The organism is Paenimyroides ceti (assembly GCF_030409925.1).
Window position 1 is genome coordinate 1 of record NZ_JAUFQU010000087.1, and the last position, 14483, is coordinate 14483.

The following is a 14483-nucleotide window of genomic DNA, read 5'->3' on the forward strand; positions in this document are numbered from 1 at the left end:
CCTACGCCATTGCCAATGTGATTGTTATTCCGATGACCAGTTGGCTTTCACAGCAATTTGGCCGCAGAAATTATTTTGCGGCATCGATTATCATCTTTACCGTTGCCTCATTTTTGTGTGGGAATGCTACAATATCTGGGAACTTGTTTTTTTCCGATTCATTCAGGGTATGGGTGGCGGAGCATTGCTGGTAACAGCTCAGACCATCATTACAGAAAGTTACCCGCCTGCCAAGCGAAGTATGGCTCAGGCGATTTACGAATGGGGGTAATTGTAGGACCGACACTCGGACCGCCTTTAGGAGGTTATATTATTGACCATTTTTCATGGCCTTATATATTTTATATCAACGTACCTTTAGGTGTTATTGCTACCTTGCTTACCCTATCCTTTGTACGCAGCCCTAAATATGACGCGGAGGTAAAAAGTCAGCAAAAGAAGTCGATTGGTGGGGCATGCTCTTTCTCATCATGTTTATTGGTTCTTTACAATATGTACTCGAACACGGACAGCAGGATGACTGGTTTGCCAATTCTACCATTGTAACCCTTTCAATTGTTTCTTTTTTCGGCTTTTTCCTCTTTATATGGAGAGAACTTGTCTGTGACAATCCCATAGTCAACTTACGGGTGCTCAAAGATAAAAATCTGCAGATCGGAACCATTATGAGTTTAATCTGGGATTTGGTCTTTTCGGTTCCACATTCATCATACCGCTGTATACACAATCCATCTTGGGATGGCCTGCTACCGATGCGGGAATGTTGCACATTCGAGTTCCATAATGACGGGACTGATGATGCCGTTTATCGGTAAAATGATTCAATCCGGTGTTCCCCAGAAATATATGGTCGCTCTGGCTTGTCCATTTTCTTTGGCTTCTGTTTCATCATGTATGGGCAACTTACCAATGACACAGGTTCCGAACATATGTTCTGGCCTTTGATATTGCGGGGTGTAGTCTCGGATTACTGTTTGTTCCTGTAATGACCTTATCGCTTTCTACCCTCAAAGGGAAAGCCATTGGTGAAGGAGCATCATTTACAGGGATGATGCGCCAACTTGGAGGTTCATTTGGTATTGCGCTCATTACTACCTTCATAGCAAGAGATTCGCAACACCACCGTGTAGATTTGGTTTCACACCTCAACGACACGAGCTTTGAAGTACAGCAGCGCATCACTCAGTTGCAGGCAAACTTTATAGGAAAAGGATTCAGTCCCAATGAAGCATTGGCAAAAGCCTACCAGTTACTTGACTTTTCAGTAACCAAACAGGCAACTGTACTTTCCTATATGGATGTATTCTTATACCTCGGTGTTATGTTTTTACTCTGTGTACCCTTTGTATTAATGATCAAACAGGGAAAAACCAAAGTAGACCCGTCGAGTATACATTAGTGTACAGTCAAAAAATAAAAAAAAGGAATCTCTTTGAGACGGGATTCCTTTCTTGATTAAAAAAATTGCAGAAGTAAATTTACAGTAAATGTGATCCATTGGCTCCTGCAATAAAAAGGGATTAAGAACAGCGGTATCTGTAAAAAGATACCGCTGTTTGTTTTTATCATTTTCTCTACTGAATCCTAAAGAAAGATCAACGTTTTTGATACAGCAGATCGTTCATACTTTTGACGATTCTTTCCGCTTTTTCACCATCTTCATGAGCCGAATAAATCCATCGGATGATACGCTGTTGTTTTTCAGATGTACAGCGCATAAAAGCTTCATAAACTCCGGGCTCTTCTTTAAAACATAATTGCAGTTCCTCTGTTATCTGATCCGGCAGTACATCAGCATATAAAATAACATGAACCGAATCACCGCTGTCTTTCGAATTTTTTTTCGGATTTCTGCTTTACGGCAAAAAAAGACTTCCATTGCCCATAGGCTGTAAATGATAACCGCTGATTTCAAAATCATCATATGGCCGCTGACTCTCACCCATCCGAAAGCACGGTTCCGATCCGGAGCAATTTCGGGAATCCGCACAAATGTCCACCCGCCTTTACCGGCAAATTTTTCAAGCAAGTATTGCTTATCTGTTAGTGGTTTCTGATGCATTTGCGTTAGTTATTAAGCGATGAGATACCAAAATCCAGTTGCAGGTCTTTTTCATCCATCATTCCCAACAATTCCCTTCCCCAATACGTATCGAAATATCCCATGCAAATATTTTTTGTCTGCCCCAGTGTTGTTCCAAAAGTAATTTCTGAACCGCGTCCTTCAGCAAGAGTTCCTAACAAATGAGCCTGTGTATTTTCAAAACGATAGAGGTATTCCTTTTCCAGATAGTCAGAAATCTCTACTAACTGGCTCCATTCTTTATGCGGCTTTAAGGAAAAAGTACCGCATTCCATACAAGAGAAAAAATCGGGAACTTTAAAATCCTTTTATGGATCTTATGGAATTGTCTTTGCACACTCAGCTCGTCAGTCAAATAGAATAAAGAAGACTGTTCGTCTGATTTGTTTAAAAGTTGCTGTACTGCTTCAAGATCTTTTTCTTGCTGCACAAACAATACATGGGCATATACGCCTGAATAATTCCGGACAAGGCAGTGAAAAACTACTCCTTCCATTTTTTCCAGTTCTGTTTCAAATTTCAAAACGCCTTTCAGCAGTTCATCATGGGTTACGGTTTCTTTTTTCTGAAATGGATCATTTCCATTCCATAGGTTGAATCATATGATTTACGCAGCATTCTTTATCTGTTTAATTAGTAATACCGCAAAATTATCCGTCACAGATGACAGCAGTATGTCAACTGTTTCCAATATTTTTTCAAAAAATAATTCTTTATACAACCTTTACCCCACCAGACTAACTCTTAAGATTAGCTTCTGTCTGTAACTGATGATGGGTAGCGTGATAGGTCATGAGATACATCATTTCGCGAATGCTCAGAGGTCCCAGCAAAGGATGCGGCATTACCAACGTATCCAGTTCTTCTTCTGTATAATCCTGTAACAATTGACCAATCCCGGTGAGCAACTGTTCCGTTTCGGCAGTCGCTTTGTCGCGTTCCTCGCTATTAAACGCTCCGGGTACAAAACGTTCCGGGCTTTGCCTCCGTTTGCAAGAGCTTCTTTATACCTGGTGATCACATGAGCTTCATCCATCAAAGGACGGTTGAGCGTACCGAATTTTTCTCTGAGAAAATCTTTAGAAACCAGTGCTTTGCGATGGGTTGCAGACACAGATATATATGGCTGAGCTGCTGACCTGCATTCCATTTTACCTGATTTTGTATGCATAAAAGCCTCCGGAGAAAGTGAGTTTACATACTCTAAAAAAGCCGGTGTGTGGCATAAAATTGTTCAATGAGTTGCTGTTGCTTCATAATTTTTCTGATTTTGTTATCGCAAAAGACTTTTTTCGTAAACACTTAATAATCCTCTGTTGCTGTATAAATATATAAAAAAGGGCTGAAAATAAAAATCTTCAGCCCTATAGAATTGATTTACAGCCGTAAATCATTATATCTGTTCTTTATTAAATCCCCATAAAAGCAAACGGAGCTGCTTTTACAAAAGCTTTTGATGTTTTCCCCTGCATACGTTTCATTTTTACTCAGGTTCAATTTCTTAACCATTCCTTTTTACTAAAATCTATTTTTTTAAGATCTACCCAAAAAACATTTGGCGTTTGTACCGTTTCAAAATAATATACCAGATTTTTATGATCTGAAACTGATCTCCATCGCGTAGAAGAGATATTCGGCTCTTCATGAGACGAAATTCCGAACGGTACGGAACAGTTTACGGATCACGCTAAAAACACTTGCAATCACAGCTCGTGTATCAGCCGTCTGCGGAATGGCATTGATATAATAAGACGCTCTCACAAACCGGTCAGCTGCTCTGTTGGTACCCGGCAACATGATAGTACCCGGAATACCCTGCCAGTATTTATTTATGGCAAGCTGATCTTCAAAAATTGGGGAATTGGTCATTACGGTATACGACGGATCATGATGAATGACTAATTTACCGTTGATGTATTCAAAAATGGCATTGTCACCTGAAGCATCGGAAAGGGATAAGTGTAAGGTTGTAAATTTTGTAGTTCCTGGTATATAATCAGAAACCACAACAAATTCTTCTTTTCTCAATACTTCTACTGCTTCTTTTACGGTGGCAAAATTATCGAGTACATATTGAGCCCAGGCAGAAATCGCCAGTCCTTTTTCAGTTCCTTTCGGATTGTAAGAAGGATATTGACTCTCTACGAGCCACAACACATTGGCTACTAACCCTTTTTCATTCATTCCATCAGCGGTGGCTATGTCCCATGCACTGGCAATAACACTGCCATAAAGAGAATTCCACTTTACAGAATTAGGACCTACATTACCCTCGCGTTGCATTCCTCTCGGAAATACCCATAGATTGGCAGCGATTTCATCTTTCCAATCCATTGAACGCGCAGTAACTACGGTATTTTGAGGGCCTTTATAAACAACCCGTTTGCAGGCATCTGCTTTGGTGCTGCCAAAAATAAAAAACAGAGAGAGTGCCCCTCCTAAAAGTTTTGCGTACATTTTTTCCATGGTCTTTTGTTTTTATGGTTTACTGTTTCTATCAAAACAGTATTATAAAGATAACCAAATACGCCTTAGCAACAAAAGGAATGTAATGTGTAACAACTCATTTATTCCTCCAATTTTTAAACCGGGCTTTAATTTCTTTGAGCTCATAAATCGCCGGAACCACTTCTTTTCCGCTTCGGTCAATAAAGCCATAGCCCCGCCGCTTATATTTCTTACGAGTGCCTGATCTTTGTGATAAACGCCGAATTTCTCAATCTTACGGTACACAGAAGGTACTACTTCTTTGCCGCTGCGATCGATAAAGCCATAGCCGCCACTTCCGTTTTTAACCATAGCCCAGTCTTTTTGATAGACATCATAGGCATATACCTTTTTATATTGTGATTGTGCAAACGCTCTCCCCTCAGTATCCAAATGGTTACTCGGTTCGTCTAATAAAGCCAGCTCCGGTTCATGAATCATCATTCCTGCCAAGAAAACTTTATTTTTTTGGCCTCCGCTTAAGGTCTCCATTTTTTGCTGTAACTCAATATCCTGCAGTTTCCAGTATTCCAATGCTTCACGACAGCGGTCTTCCAATGTCCAGTCATCATTGAGAATGGTTAGGTATTCTTCAGTTACATTTCCATTGAGAATTTCATGTAATGATTTAAGCTTTTTGTCAATATGCAATGCTTCGGCAACAGTAAGCTCATTGAATGGCCAAATACCTGTGGAACATAATAAGGATCGGTATGAATTTTTCTCACACCTTCAGCAATTTCTAACGTACCAGCTATTATTTTTAAAAGAGTGGACTTCCCTGCGCCATTGTTTCCAATTAAAGCAACTTTTCGATTTTTATAAAGAGTGAGACTGATGTTGGTAAACAGTCGATTTTATCAGGATGTGTATAACTGATGTTTTGTAAATGTAACATGCATTCTTTTTTTAAGGTATTAATATACAGGCATGCTTCTTAAAAGAAACCTGTTTTTATCGTCCGAAAAAAAATGCTTTTTACATGGAGGTATTATTAAGTTTATTACTGCAAAGTTAATTTTTTTATTCTGTATTTTGCAAATTGAGTACTTATTTTTATTCTTTATGTCTGAATTGCATGTTTAGTTGTTCCAGTTTTTGAATGAGATGATCTGTTTTTTTCTGCTGTAGTCGAATTTGTTTTGGTCGCAGATAGAACCACGAAAAAGCGATCCACAATAAGGTAAAAACAGAAAATATAATGGCCAGAATTAAAGGCATCTTTAAAAGATACTCATAAAGATAAAGTACTATTCCGGTTGACAGCATCACAAAATATAATGTCAAGCTTCGGGTTTGAATGCGATGTTCCTTTTCTTTAATAACCTTTAATTTTTCAAGATACATTTTATTAGTATCCGTAGTGCTGAGATCTTTGTAATTTACTAATAGTTTATTGTAGAGAAAAGATAAATACCAACATTGCCATTACAGTTATATAAGCTCCCAAACAGGTAGTGTAGGCTTCCCCTTTTGTAGGCTTCCCCTTTTTCGGACAAGTTAAAAATATAAAAAATTAGTTATTAATTATTTTCATTATTTGATTTTCATATATCCAAGGACTCATTCCTTTTAAAGCTTTGTGAGGGTGATTTTGATTATAATTTACTTGCCAATTAAAAGCCAAAGCATTTACTTCTAATAGATCTTCAAATAAATAAGCATCTAAAACATCTTCTCTAAAAGTCCTGTTAAATCTTCTATATAAGCATTTTGAGCTGGTTTACCAGGTTGAATAAATTTTAAAGTTATTTTATTTTGTTCACAAAATATTCTGAATGATTTTGAAATAAATTCCGGTCCATTATCTGTACGTATAGTTTTAGGAAGCCCTCTTTCTCTAATCAAATCTTTAGCCTTTCGATGAGTTTTTCGGGCAGGTATCGAATAATAAGCATTTTCCTCTTGTAACGATTTTAGTTCTTTGAGTTAAGACGAACTCATTCCTGAATATTTTTTCTTCCAAGAGTAAAAAGTAGGTGCAGCGATTCCATATCGCGACAAATAATCTGAGTAGATTTACCTAAATCATACTCTTGTAAAATCTTTACAATCTGAGTTTCACTAAATTTCGATTTTTTCATGACAGAAACATTTTTTTAAAGTTAATACTTTTAATCTGTCTTAAAATGGGGAAGTTACCATTTAAACTCATCTTATATTAAGCTAGTGTTTTTTTACTTTGAAATTTATTAAATCTTTGTTGTCTTACTCTCTAATCTCTATTATAACCTATCGAGAGTTTTTTACAAAATCTACTGTATATATGCTTCTGTATATTCCTTTGGAACGTACCATGAACCTCTAAATTCGGCTATTGTAATATCATTTTTTTCACTATATCCAAAGAGTAAAGATTCGGTTCTTACGGTATCCTTTTGATTATAATGAAACACCACATATCCACTTGTAAAGACCTTACCTTTGGTTTTAACAGTGACTATAGCAGTTGCTATATTATGATGTGTATTGTATTCGTGAATTTGAGCTTTAGACTTCTCAATCTCATATACAGGATGATTATCATCAGAAATGTTACAGGAAGTAAAAAAAAAATGCTGACACTAAAATCAATCATAAAGTCAGTATGTGTATTTCATTATTTTAAATTATATAAAAGTGATCGTAAATAAACATCAATGATGTCGGTAATAGTTTAAAAAAATCAATTCGTTACAAACAGTAATTACTTTATTAACCAAATTTGATTTGTGAGATTATTTAATTCGTTTTAATATTCCTCCACGCATTCCTATGTATATATCTTCTCCAGTAATTTGAATGGAATTAGGGTATAAATACACCTTCCAAAACCCCTCTTTAATAAGAGTTTCTATTTCAAAGTCTTGATTAACTTTTATTAGTCCGTGTGAAGTTACTATTAAAAACTCCTTGTCTTTAGTCAACGTAGTAGCATATGGCGCTGCAGGTAATTCAACTTTCTTTTCAACAATCCAGTTATCATTTTTTTTCTCAATTTGAAATATTTGACCGCTTGACATAGATAAATGCGCTAAGCCTTCTGTGATGAATATTTTGCCATTGATCTCAAAAATATTCTTAATATTTCCTGTTGTAATTTTTTCGTATTTAGTACCATCTTCGTTAAACCAAAACAAATTACCTCGGAATTCACCATAATCATAGCCAACAAGCCAACCATCTTTGATTTTGAGGTTGGTCTGTATGCTTCAAATGAATATTTATCTTCTTTATTGGGAATAATTTTAAAAGGTAATTCTGTTCCTTTTATTCTTCTGAAGTCATATTTTCTATATTCAATTTTATTTTCTGAATTTAAATAAACATCAAAACTTTCTTTCGATTGATTAAGTTTTTGGGCTTGTTGTTGTGTAGGAGGCTCATTAGCTTTTAATTCTTTAATTGGATTTCCAACTAATATGATCGTTCCAATAGTAAGCATTGATAATAGTTTTATCATTTTATAAACTATATATATTTCGGGATTAGATGATTACCTAGAAAATTGTTTTTACAAGGATATTGATTCGGTTGTAAACCATATTTTATTGATTGATATAATTACTTGGGTTATCTGAGAAGGAAAACTATTTACTTTAACATCACCACTCTCATTAATATTTCTTTCGGAGAAACCATTTTTCTCAATTCTGAAGACTTAACCAAGCGTTTAGTTTTTTTATTTTCCCACTCATATATTTTTTCTAAGTTTTGCTTTCTTTTTTCTAAAACACCTTTTTCAGTAGGCATTTCTTTCAACATAATCATTCCCTTGCTATTTTATTCATTTCTAAAAATAAATAATATTCGAAATTATCTCGAATATGTACGTGTTCTTGGATTGTTTTAGTAAGCGTTTCAGGCGGAGGAACAATCTTATTAATATTTTCACAAGGGTAACATACTTCGTATGCAATTATCTGTTGCTGCTATTATCAAACCAAACTTCTAAAATTACTCCTGGCAATCCAAAAAGTTTTAAAGGCCCGTAAGGAAGTGGTATATCGTTAGTAAACCAAACAATAAATCAGTACCTCTAAATGTAGTGTGTAGCCTCTTAGCTAATTTACCTGCAATTATTTTAGTATCCTCTAATATGTTCCATTCCATTTCAATCCAATCATCAATCACTTTATACGCAGGTAAGGGACCAACTTTTTGATAATTAAATGACACTTCCTTTGTTTCAAAATTTCTATAGGTAATATATCCTGTTTCATCATGAGTTGGAGAAGTCATAAGAACACTTTTGTCATCGTACTTTGTGCCGCCTAGATCTGCGATAGAATCCATGCCAAGCTTATTCTTTATAAAAAAACTTTCTTTAAATTAAAATCTAAAAAAGAATTGATATTAATTAAACTTTTCTGAAAAAGGACTCTGCTCAGCTATGCTATGATATTTATATATCCTGAAAGAGAATCTTTTATTGTAATTTGTTTGGGACAATACAGATACCGAATAACATAAAAAAAAGCTTAGAATTAAAAAACGAAATAAAATCATGATTAACAACGGTTTTATAAGTTAACATATTCGTAAATATATTAAAAAAATGCAACGTCAGAGGTCTTACATCAGTTTTTCAAACTTACTTTCTTTACAACCATCATCATCACATGAATATATTCTAATAATAAAAATTAAATCAAAAGGTAGTTTTTTAATTTTTCAAAAGAAGGATCTTTCTGCGGTTTTATACCCGCAAAACCAGCCATCGTGAAAGTATAACATGTAAATTCAGTCTCAAAATGAGCTGTTGTTGCTTTCCATACGTCACCGAACTGGCAAACCCCGGAATAAAGATAAGAGATTGATTTCCGGTGCCTGTTTTTTTAATTTCAAAAGGAACATCTATTGTTTGTGCCCATACAGGAGCACTTTGGAACATTAAATAAGCTATGCTTAACCAAAAGAGCGCTTTTTTCATTTTCAGATTTTTTAAATGAATATTTTTCTTTTAGATACATATCACATGATAATGTTACACTTTTCTGTAATTTATTTTTCTCAGCATTCTACAAAATACTTTTTAGCAGATTTGATAAAATATAAAGAGGATCATTTGACCCTCTTTATTCTATTTTGTTTTGAACTTTACCACTATCTTTTTACCAAAGTAACTACGGCTACCACCAGCGTACCTGCTATAATGCCAAAAAGACTTTCTCTGATTACAGAAGGCCATGAGGTCAGAAAATCATGAAGAAAAGGAATATTGTGGGAGAAAATTCCACCTGAGACTAATATTAGTGCAATGGTTCCTACAATCCCTAAAATTTTAATTACTATTGGCAACGATTTAACAAGTGTACGCCCCACCGAATTAAAAAAACCTTTCTCATGAGACTTTTTTATTAAATGATATCCGGCATCATCCATTCTTACGATCAAAGCGACAATACCAAATACGCCATTGTTGCCAGAATAGCTACTACACAAACCGTGAGTATCTGTACTTCAAGAGGCGCTGTCAAAACAGATCCTAATGCGAGAATGACAATTTCAATTGAAAGAATAAAATCAGTTGAAATTGCAGAACGTACTTTTAGTTTTTCGGCTTGCTGATCATCAAGTGTATTCTTTTCAATGACTTCTGTTCCTTTTTTTTGTTTATGAAATAAAAATTCAATAATTTTTTCCATTCCTTCATACGCCAGATAAAAGCCACCTATTACTAAAACAATTTTAATAGCTACTGGAAGAAAAAAATTCAATAAAAAAAGCGATTGGAATAATAATTAACTTATTCAGCAATGAACCTTTGGTTATTTCCATAAAACCGGCAATTCTCTGGAAGAAAGAAAACAGTTGCTTTTTCAGCATTTACAGCCAAATCATCCCCTAAAATTGCTGCTGTTTTTTTGTTGCAACTTTACCTGCAACTGCGACATCATCCATCAGCGCTGCTAAATCATCTAAAATTGCAAAAATTCCTGAAGCCATATTTTTTTGATGTAAATATAATGCTTTTCAGTAAAATTTCCTTTATCGCATTCAAAAAAATATCACTTCTTTTTACGGCATCTCAAGGGTATCAAAATCTTTTATATCGGATAATTTTAAGAAGTTTATCGGTTTAACCGGCAGCCAGCTTTCTTTAAAGATTTCCTCACCCGATTCCTGATCGGGACTTCCGTTAGTGTTTCTTTTTAGCAGTTTCTTTTTTGTCAGAAAATTGATGCTGATTTGACTGTCAATTATGGGGCCATAATTATTGCTTTCATCATATCCGATAAGCTCAAAATCTGATTTTTGAAACCGGAAAGTATACCGCCATATCCATATCTTCCATATCCATAATGTATGTATAAATTTCCTTTTTGTATTTCTACGGACATATCAGGTGGAAAATATACTCCACCCTCTTCGTTTTCTGATGAGAAACAGGAAATAATTTCTAACAACAGAAGTATAAGTAATTTTGGATCAGAAAACAATACGATGATTCCTCTTCTGTTGCGATCTACTAATTGATTATAAGAATTGATGACCACTTTTGATTTGTCTGTATCTTTGATGATAAGCACACAATCATCGCGTCCGTCTTTATTCAGATCACCATATACTTTGTCGAAAATCACATATCCTTTTGGTACTATATGTGAAAAATCGTCTGCCTACGGTTCTGTTAAAAGCTGTTACCGTAAAAAGAAGACTAAAAAAGGTAAATTGTTTTTTCATTGATTAAGCGTTATAATCAAATATACACATCCTTCCTGAATCTTTACAAAACCTTTATGCACTTAAACTGCAATGCTAAAATTGCACCGAATACAAAAATCAATAGTATGAATCCTATTAATGAGATTACCAATCCTGCAATGGCGAACCCTTTAGGTGCTTTAAAAATACCTACAAACGAAAAGATTAATCCCAGTAACCACACCAGCCAGCCAATAAAAGGAATCCATCCTACAAAAATTGCTATCAATGACAGAATAAAACCTGCTATACCCATTCCGTTGCTTTTCGTTTCATTCTGGCTGAAAAAAACGGTCTGAGGCTGTTGATTTATATATTGTATTGTATCGACTCGTTTTCGTTTTGAGGAGTGTTTTTCTGAATGGTGAGAATTGTAGTTTTCTTTCATTATTTGGGATATAATATTTTTTAATATAGCTTTGTTGGTAATTATAATTTAAGGTAATCACGATTTTATCCAAATCAAGATCTTTTTTATTGTTATCAGAATCTCACATCAAGCAACATGAGGAGAATCATTATGTTTATCTTCTGTTTTAAAAATACAGTATATTTTTTACTTATTAATATTACTTACTGAGTTTAATGTATTGATTGCTCAACCCTTTAAATTATTCCTTTATTCAGGAGGGTTACAATTATAAAAGAACGCGTAAATATACAAAATATTTGAGTGTCAACAAATTAAAAAGCCTATAGTGTATTTTCTACTAATCCTCTGATTTCATTCGTTTTCTAAAAAGAATCATGATTAAAGAACTCTGAAATTATAAGCTCACACCGAATGGCCTACATCATATTGTCATAGCAAAAAATGAAAAATAACTATATTAACATTCAAGGAATTTACAAAGAACTACATCCGGAATTTTCCGGATACATTTCGGTATATTTGAAACTCCCATACAGATATACAAGGCAGAAAATCTATTCAGCCCTGATATACTTACCCCAACGCCTTTGCTAAAAGCAAATTTTAATTTTATGTATTGCCTACCAGTGGAAATTTTGAGCAGCAGGTAGGTAATGAAATAAAAAAGGTGTCCGAAAATCAGGCTCTGTTTGTGATGCAGGGCGAAGTAACATCATTATTGCGACAGTCACGTAATGTAAAAGGGTTTTATATCTTATTTGAAGATAAAATCTTACAGCAATTCAAAGATCACGGTAGTTTTATTAAGTTGTTTACCACTGCTCCGATTATTCAACTACAAAAAAATGAAAGTGAATTTTTGGAGCTGACTTGTAAGTTGATCATACGCGAACTGGAAGCACCGGAATGTGATGAACAAATTGTATTACATCTTTTTCAATCTTTATTGTTAAAATTTCTGAATCATCAGAACTCAGAAAAGGACTCTCAAGACAATTTGATATCGCTGTTTTGTTCAGAGAGTTGGTGTATAAACATTTTTCGGCTCATTACAGCATCAATGACTATGCAAGCATGTTGCATATTTCCCCCAACTATCTGAACCGTTGCGTACAAAACATCTGGAACAAATCGGCAAAGCAGTTTACACAGGAGTTTATCATCATCCAATCTCAAAAGCTTTTACAGGATTTTTCCGGTTCTGTATCCGACATTGCGTACCAGCTTAACTTTAGCGATCCTTCTTATTTCAGCAGGTTGTTTAAAAAAACAATCGGTATTTCTCCTCAAGAGTACCGCTCCAATTTAATGCACGATATGTCCTGATAACAGCACGCTGGATCCCTATATTTTTTAAATTAAAGTTGTGAATTTACAGCATTCATCAATACTAAAAAGGAAAAATGAAAAACACCTTATTTTATAATATCACAATAGCTTTATCAGGACTTTTTGCAGGAGGCTGTATTACTATTTTGTTTATTCTCGTGCCGTTTTGGAAGTCTTGCCACCAACAGAACTTATGGTTTGGTTAGCCATAATGGACCGCACGTGGGTATTACAATGTTACCCATGCAGATTTTACCCCTTCTTTTTACGGCTTACGCTTATATTTTAGCCCGAAAAAACAAAGAAAAATCTAAAGAAATATGGCTATATGCCAATATTTCCAATGGTATTATTCTGCTGATGTTTTTGGTTATTATCTGTCTGTCAATTTGCAGTTTATCAATCAGACCATGAATCCTGATGATGTTGCGTTTGAACTGCAGCGATGGGAAATGATACATATTGCAAGAACTATCCTTGCTATTTTAAGTACTGTATTGGCTATTGTGGCGTACTTCAGATATGAGGAAAACGGAATACAAAAATAACTACTACTCTATAAATTATAAAATATGAACATCTTTCTATTTGGCGCGACAGGAGGCACTGGTAAAGAAATTCTGATTAAATTACTGGAACACAATTGCCCGGTATTTGTTTTAGCCCGTAATCCCGATGCAATCTCAATCAGGCATCATCATTTGACTATCATCAAAGCGGTGTGTATGATACTGAAAACTTATAAGGAACAGTTAAGTACATGCGACGTTGTAATTTCTGCATTGGGAACCGGAACATCAAGGAGACCAACAGAGATTTACTCTAAAGGCGGGCAGCAGATTATTGCCGTGATGCAGAAAACCGGCGTAAAAAGGCTTGTTACTCTGACGGCCGGGGCATTTGACCCAACAGACCCAGCAACCCGAAGCCGTATTATTAAATACATTGTTCAGCCATTATTTAAAAACATCTATGCCGATATGCAGAAATGGGAACGTATCTTAGAAAGCAGTAAAGATATTGACTGGACGATCATCAGACCAAGCCGATTGACTAATGGAAAAGAAAGAGGTAGCTACAGAACACTACAGGACCATTGTCAAAAGGCGGTAGTAAAATCAGTCGTAGGGACCTTGCTGACTTTATCATTAAGCACGCTGTTGCTCCAAAATACATTCATCAAAAAGTAGCTGTTGCTTATTAGAGTCTGGCTATTGATTACAGTTGTTTTCTTCAGTATATACTTTATAAAATAAACAGAAAATGAAGCATATTAGTTCATTTCTTCAAAAGAATATCTCAAACATTTCGTTTTTCAAATCAATATAATCGAAAAATTCTTCAACCCTTTTTTCAATTAAAAGATAAACAGGATATGGAGAAAATGATAAAAAAAAGAAGCTGTCTTTTTCGACAGCTTCTTCGCTTTCAGCTTCTAAGAATATAATCTTAATAAAATGATCACCTTCATTATGGTTCAACTGACCCTGTTTTTTAGTAAAAAGTAATGTCGCTAATGCTATA

Annotated in this window: 28 protein-coding genes and 4 pseudogenes; 10 read left to right on the top strand and 22 right to left on the bottom strand. The window is 34.9% G+C overall.

Annotated elements, in window-relative coordinates:
* Positions 1-1399: pseudogene (locus QW060_RS26540) on the top strand (DHA2 family efflux MFS transporter permease subunit); the annotation flags it as partial.
* A gap of 196 nt (positions 1400-1595) precedes the next feature.
* On the opposite strand, the gene QW060_RS26545 reads toward QW060_RS26540, so the two are convergent.
* From QW060_RS26545 to QW060_RS26610, 12 genes and pseudogenes are all read right to left on the bottom strand, one after another.
* On the bottom strand, positions 1596-1718 hold the full coding sequence (locus QW060_RS26545; RefSeq protein WP_290365533.1) for a hypothetical protein: 123 nt from the start codon (positions 1716-1718) through the stop codon (positions 1596-1598).
* A 53-nt stretch (positions 1719-1771) separates the two neighbouring features.
* On the bottom strand, positions 1772-2062 hold the full coding sequence (locus QW060_RS26550; protein ID WP_290365534.1) for a DUF1905 domain-containing protein: 291 nt from the start codon (positions 2060-2062) through the stop codon (positions 1772-1774).
* Positions 2063-2067: 5 nt separating this feature from the next.
* The gene (locus QW060_RS26555) at positions 2068-2358 is read right to left on the bottom strand and encodes a hypothetical protein (protein ID WP_290365535.1); all 291 of its coding nucleotides are present in this window, start codon (positions 2356-2358) and stop codon (positions 2068-2070) included.
* The gene (locus QW060_RS26560) at positions 2334-2606 is read right to left on the bottom strand and encodes a hypothetical protein (protein ID WP_290365536.1); all 273 of its coding nucleotides are present in this window, start codon (positions 2604-2606) and stop codon (positions 2334-2336) included. The genes QW060_RS26555 and QW060_RS26560 overlap by 25 nt, the downstream gene beginning before the upstream one ends.
* 214 nt (positions 2607-2820) lie before the next feature.
* On the bottom strand, positions 2821-2991 hold the full coding sequence (locus QW060_RS26565) for a DinB family protein (RefSeq protein WP_290365537.1): 171 nt from the start codon (positions 2989-2991) through the stop codon (positions 2821-2823).
* The gene (locus tag QW060_RS26570; RefSeq protein WP_290365538.1) at positions 2928-3233 is read right to left on the bottom strand and encodes a hypothetical protein; all 306 of its coding nucleotides are present in this window, start codon (positions 3231-3233) and stop codon (positions 2928-2930) included. The genes QW060_RS26565 and QW060_RS26570 overlap by 64 nt, the downstream gene beginning before the upstream one ends.
* A 259-nt stretch (positions 3234-3492) precedes the next feature.
* Positions 3493-4549 (bottom strand): annotated as a pseudogene (locus QW060_RS26585) (linear amide C-N hydrolase).
* A 42-nt stretch (positions 4550-4591) separates the two neighbouring features.
* On the bottom strand, positions 4592-5221 hold the full coding sequence (locus QW060_RS26590) for an ATP-binding cassette domain-containing protein (RefSeq protein ID WP_290365541.1): 630 nt from the start codon (positions 5219-5221) through the stop codon (positions 4592-4594).
* Positions 5167-5421 carry an ATP-binding cassette domain-containing protein gene (locus QW060_RS26595; protein WP_317623273.1) on the bottom strand — a complete coding sequence of 85 codons (255 nt, stop codon included), beginning with the start codon at positions 5419-5421 and terminating at the stop codon, positions 5167-5169. The genes QW060_RS26590 and QW060_RS26595 overlap by 55 nt, the downstream gene beginning before the upstream one ends.
* 205 nt (positions 5422-5626) lie before the next feature.
* Entirely contained in the window at positions 5627-5917 is a 291-nt protein-coding gene (locus tag QW060_RS26600) for a hypothetical protein (RefSeq protein WP_290365542.1), read from the bottom strand.
* A gap of 169 nt (positions 5918-6086) precedes the next feature.
* Positions 6087-6654, bottom strand: a pseudogene (locus tag QW060_RS26605) (integrase core domain-containing protein).
* Positions 6655-6825: 171 nt separating this feature from the next.
* A complete protein-coding gene (locus QW060_RS26610) occupies positions 6826-6969 on the bottom strand; it encodes a hypothetical protein (RefSeq protein ID WP_290365543.1) in 144 nt (47 codons plus the stop codon).
* Between QW060_RS26610 and QW060_RS26615 the strand changes: the two genes are divergently transcribed.
* Positions 6958-7203, top strand: coding sequence for a hypothetical protein (locus QW060_RS26615; protein ID WP_290365544.1), 246 nt, complete (start codon positions 6958-6960; stop codon positions 7201-7203). The two genes, QW060_RS26610 and QW060_RS26615, sit on opposite strands and share 12 nt — an antisense overlap.
* An 84-nt stretch (positions 7204-7287) precedes the next feature.
* Here QW060_RS26615 and QW060_RS26620 read toward each other — a convergent pair whose 3' ends face one another.
* From QW060_RS26620 to QW060_RS26655, 8 genes and pseudogenes are all read right to left on the bottom strand, one after another.
* Positions 7288-7572 carry a hypothetical protein gene (locus QW060_RS26620; protein WP_290365545.1) on the bottom strand — a complete coding sequence of 95 codons (285 nt, stop codon included), beginning with the start codon at positions 7570-7572 and terminating at the stop codon, positions 7288-7290.
* Positions 7573-7583: 11 nt separating this feature from the next.
* The gene (locus QW060_RS26625) at positions 7584-7994 is read right to left on the bottom strand and encodes a hypothetical protein (protein WP_290365546.1); all 411 of its coding nucleotides are present in this window, start codon (positions 7992-7994) and stop codon (positions 7584-7586) included.
* A 149-nt stretch (positions 7995-8143) separates the two neighbouring features.
* The gene (locus QW060_RS26630) at positions 8144-8320 is read right to left on the bottom strand and encodes a hypothetical protein (protein ID WP_290365547.1); all 177 of its coding nucleotides are present in this window, start codon (positions 8318-8320) and stop codon (positions 8144-8146) included.
* A 148-nt stretch (positions 8321-8468) separates the two neighbouring features.
* A complete protein-coding gene (locus QW060_RS28820; protein WP_397386147.1) occupies positions 8469-8576 on the bottom strand; it encodes a hypothetical protein in 108 nt (35 codons plus the stop codon).
* Complete coding sequence (locus tag QW060_RS26640) at positions 8531-8791, bottom strand: hypothetical protein (RefSeq protein WP_290365549.1); 261 nt, start codon at positions 8789-8791, stop codon at positions 8531-8533. The genes QW060_RS28820 and QW060_RS26640 overlap by 46 nt, the downstream gene beginning before the upstream one ends.
* 457 nt (positions 8792-9248) lie before the next feature.
* Positions 9249-9482, bottom strand: coding sequence for a hypothetical protein (locus QW060_RS26645; RefSeq protein WP_290365550.1), 234 nt, complete (start codon positions 9480-9482; stop codon positions 9249-9251).
* A gap of 173 nt (positions 9483-9655) precedes the next feature.
* A pseudogene (locus tag QW060_RS26650) lies at positions 9656-10498 on the bottom strand (DUF808 family protein).
* A gap of 254 nt (positions 10499-10752) precedes the next feature.
* On the bottom strand, positions 10753-11136 hold the full coding sequence (locus tag QW060_RS26655; RefSeq protein ID WP_290365551.1) for a hypothetical protein: 384 nt from the start codon (positions 11134-11136) through the stop codon (positions 10753-10755).
* 99 nt (positions 11137-11235) lie between these two features.
* Between QW060_RS26655 and QW060_RS26660 the strand changes: the two genes are divergently transcribed.
* Entirely contained in the window at positions 11236-11556 is a 321-nt protein-coding gene (locus tag QW060_RS26660; protein ID WP_290365552.1) for a hypothetical protein, read from the top strand.
* Here QW060_RS26660 and QW060_RS26665 read toward each other — a convergent pair.
* On the bottom strand, positions 11530-11718 hold the full coding sequence (locus QW060_RS26665; RefSeq protein ID WP_290365553.1) for a hypothetical protein: 189 nt from the start codon (positions 11716-11718) through the stop codon (positions 11530-11532). The two genes, QW060_RS26660 and QW060_RS26665, sit on opposite strands and share 27 nt — an antisense overlap.
* 353 nt (positions 11719-12071) lie before the next feature.
* On the opposite strand from QW060_RS26665, the gene QW060_RS26670 reads away from it, so the two are divergent.
* The 7 genes from QW060_RS26670 to QW060_RS26700 all read left to right on the top strand — a co-directional run bounded on the left by QW060_RS26670 (position 12072) and on the right by QW060_RS26700 (position 14149).
* Positions 12072-12224, top strand: a complete 153-nt coding sequence (locus QW060_RS26670; protein ID WP_290365554.1) for a hypothetical protein — start codon at positions 12072-12074, stop codon at positions 12222-12224.
* A gap of 22 nt (positions 12225-12246) precedes the next feature.
* Positions 12247-12732 carry a hypothetical protein gene (locus QW060_RS26675; RefSeq protein WP_290365555.1) on the top strand — a complete coding sequence of 162 codons (486 nt, stop codon included), beginning with the start codon at positions 12247-12249 and terminating at the stop codon, positions 12730-12732.
* Positions 12705-12956 (top strand): helix-turn-helix domain-containing protein, encoded by a 252-nt coding sequence (locus QW060_RS26680; RefSeq protein ID WP_290365556.1) that lies wholly within the window; start codon positions 12705-12707, stop codon positions 12954-12956. The genes QW060_RS26675 and QW060_RS26680 overlap by 28 nt, the downstream gene beginning before the upstream one ends.
* 77 nt (positions 12957-13033) lie before the next feature.
* Complete coding sequence (locus tag QW060_RS26685) at positions 13034-13165, top strand: hypothetical protein (RefSeq protein ID WP_290365557.1); 132 nt, start codon at positions 13034-13036, stop codon at positions 13163-13165.
* The gene (locus QW060_RS26690) at positions 13158-13373 is read left to right on the top strand and encodes a hypothetical protein (protein WP_290365558.1); all 216 of its coding nucleotides are present in this window, start codon (positions 13158-13160) and stop codon (positions 13371-13373) included. The genes QW060_RS26685 and QW060_RS26690 overlap by 8 nt, the downstream gene beginning before the upstream one ends.
* The gene (locus QW060_RS26695) at positions 13280-13507 is read left to right on the top strand and encodes a hypothetical protein (protein ID WP_290365559.1); all 228 of its coding nucleotides are present in this window, start codon (positions 13280-13282) and stop codon (positions 13505-13507) included. Before QW060_RS26690 ends, QW060_RS26695 begins: the two co-directional genes overlap by 94 nt.
* 24 nt (positions 13508-13531) lie before the next feature.
* Complete coding sequence (locus QW060_RS26700) at positions 13532-14149, top strand: NAD(P)-dependent oxidoreductase (RefSeq protein ID WP_290365560.1); 618 nt, start codon at positions 13532-13534, stop codon at positions 14147-14149.
* Between the two features lie 96 nt (positions 14150-14245).
* Here the strand turns inward: QW060_RS26700 and QW060_RS26705 are convergent.
* A partial coding sequence (locus tag QW060_RS26705; RefSeq protein WP_290365561.1) for a hypothetical protein occupies positions 14246-14483 on the bottom strand: 238 nt, incomplete at its 5' end.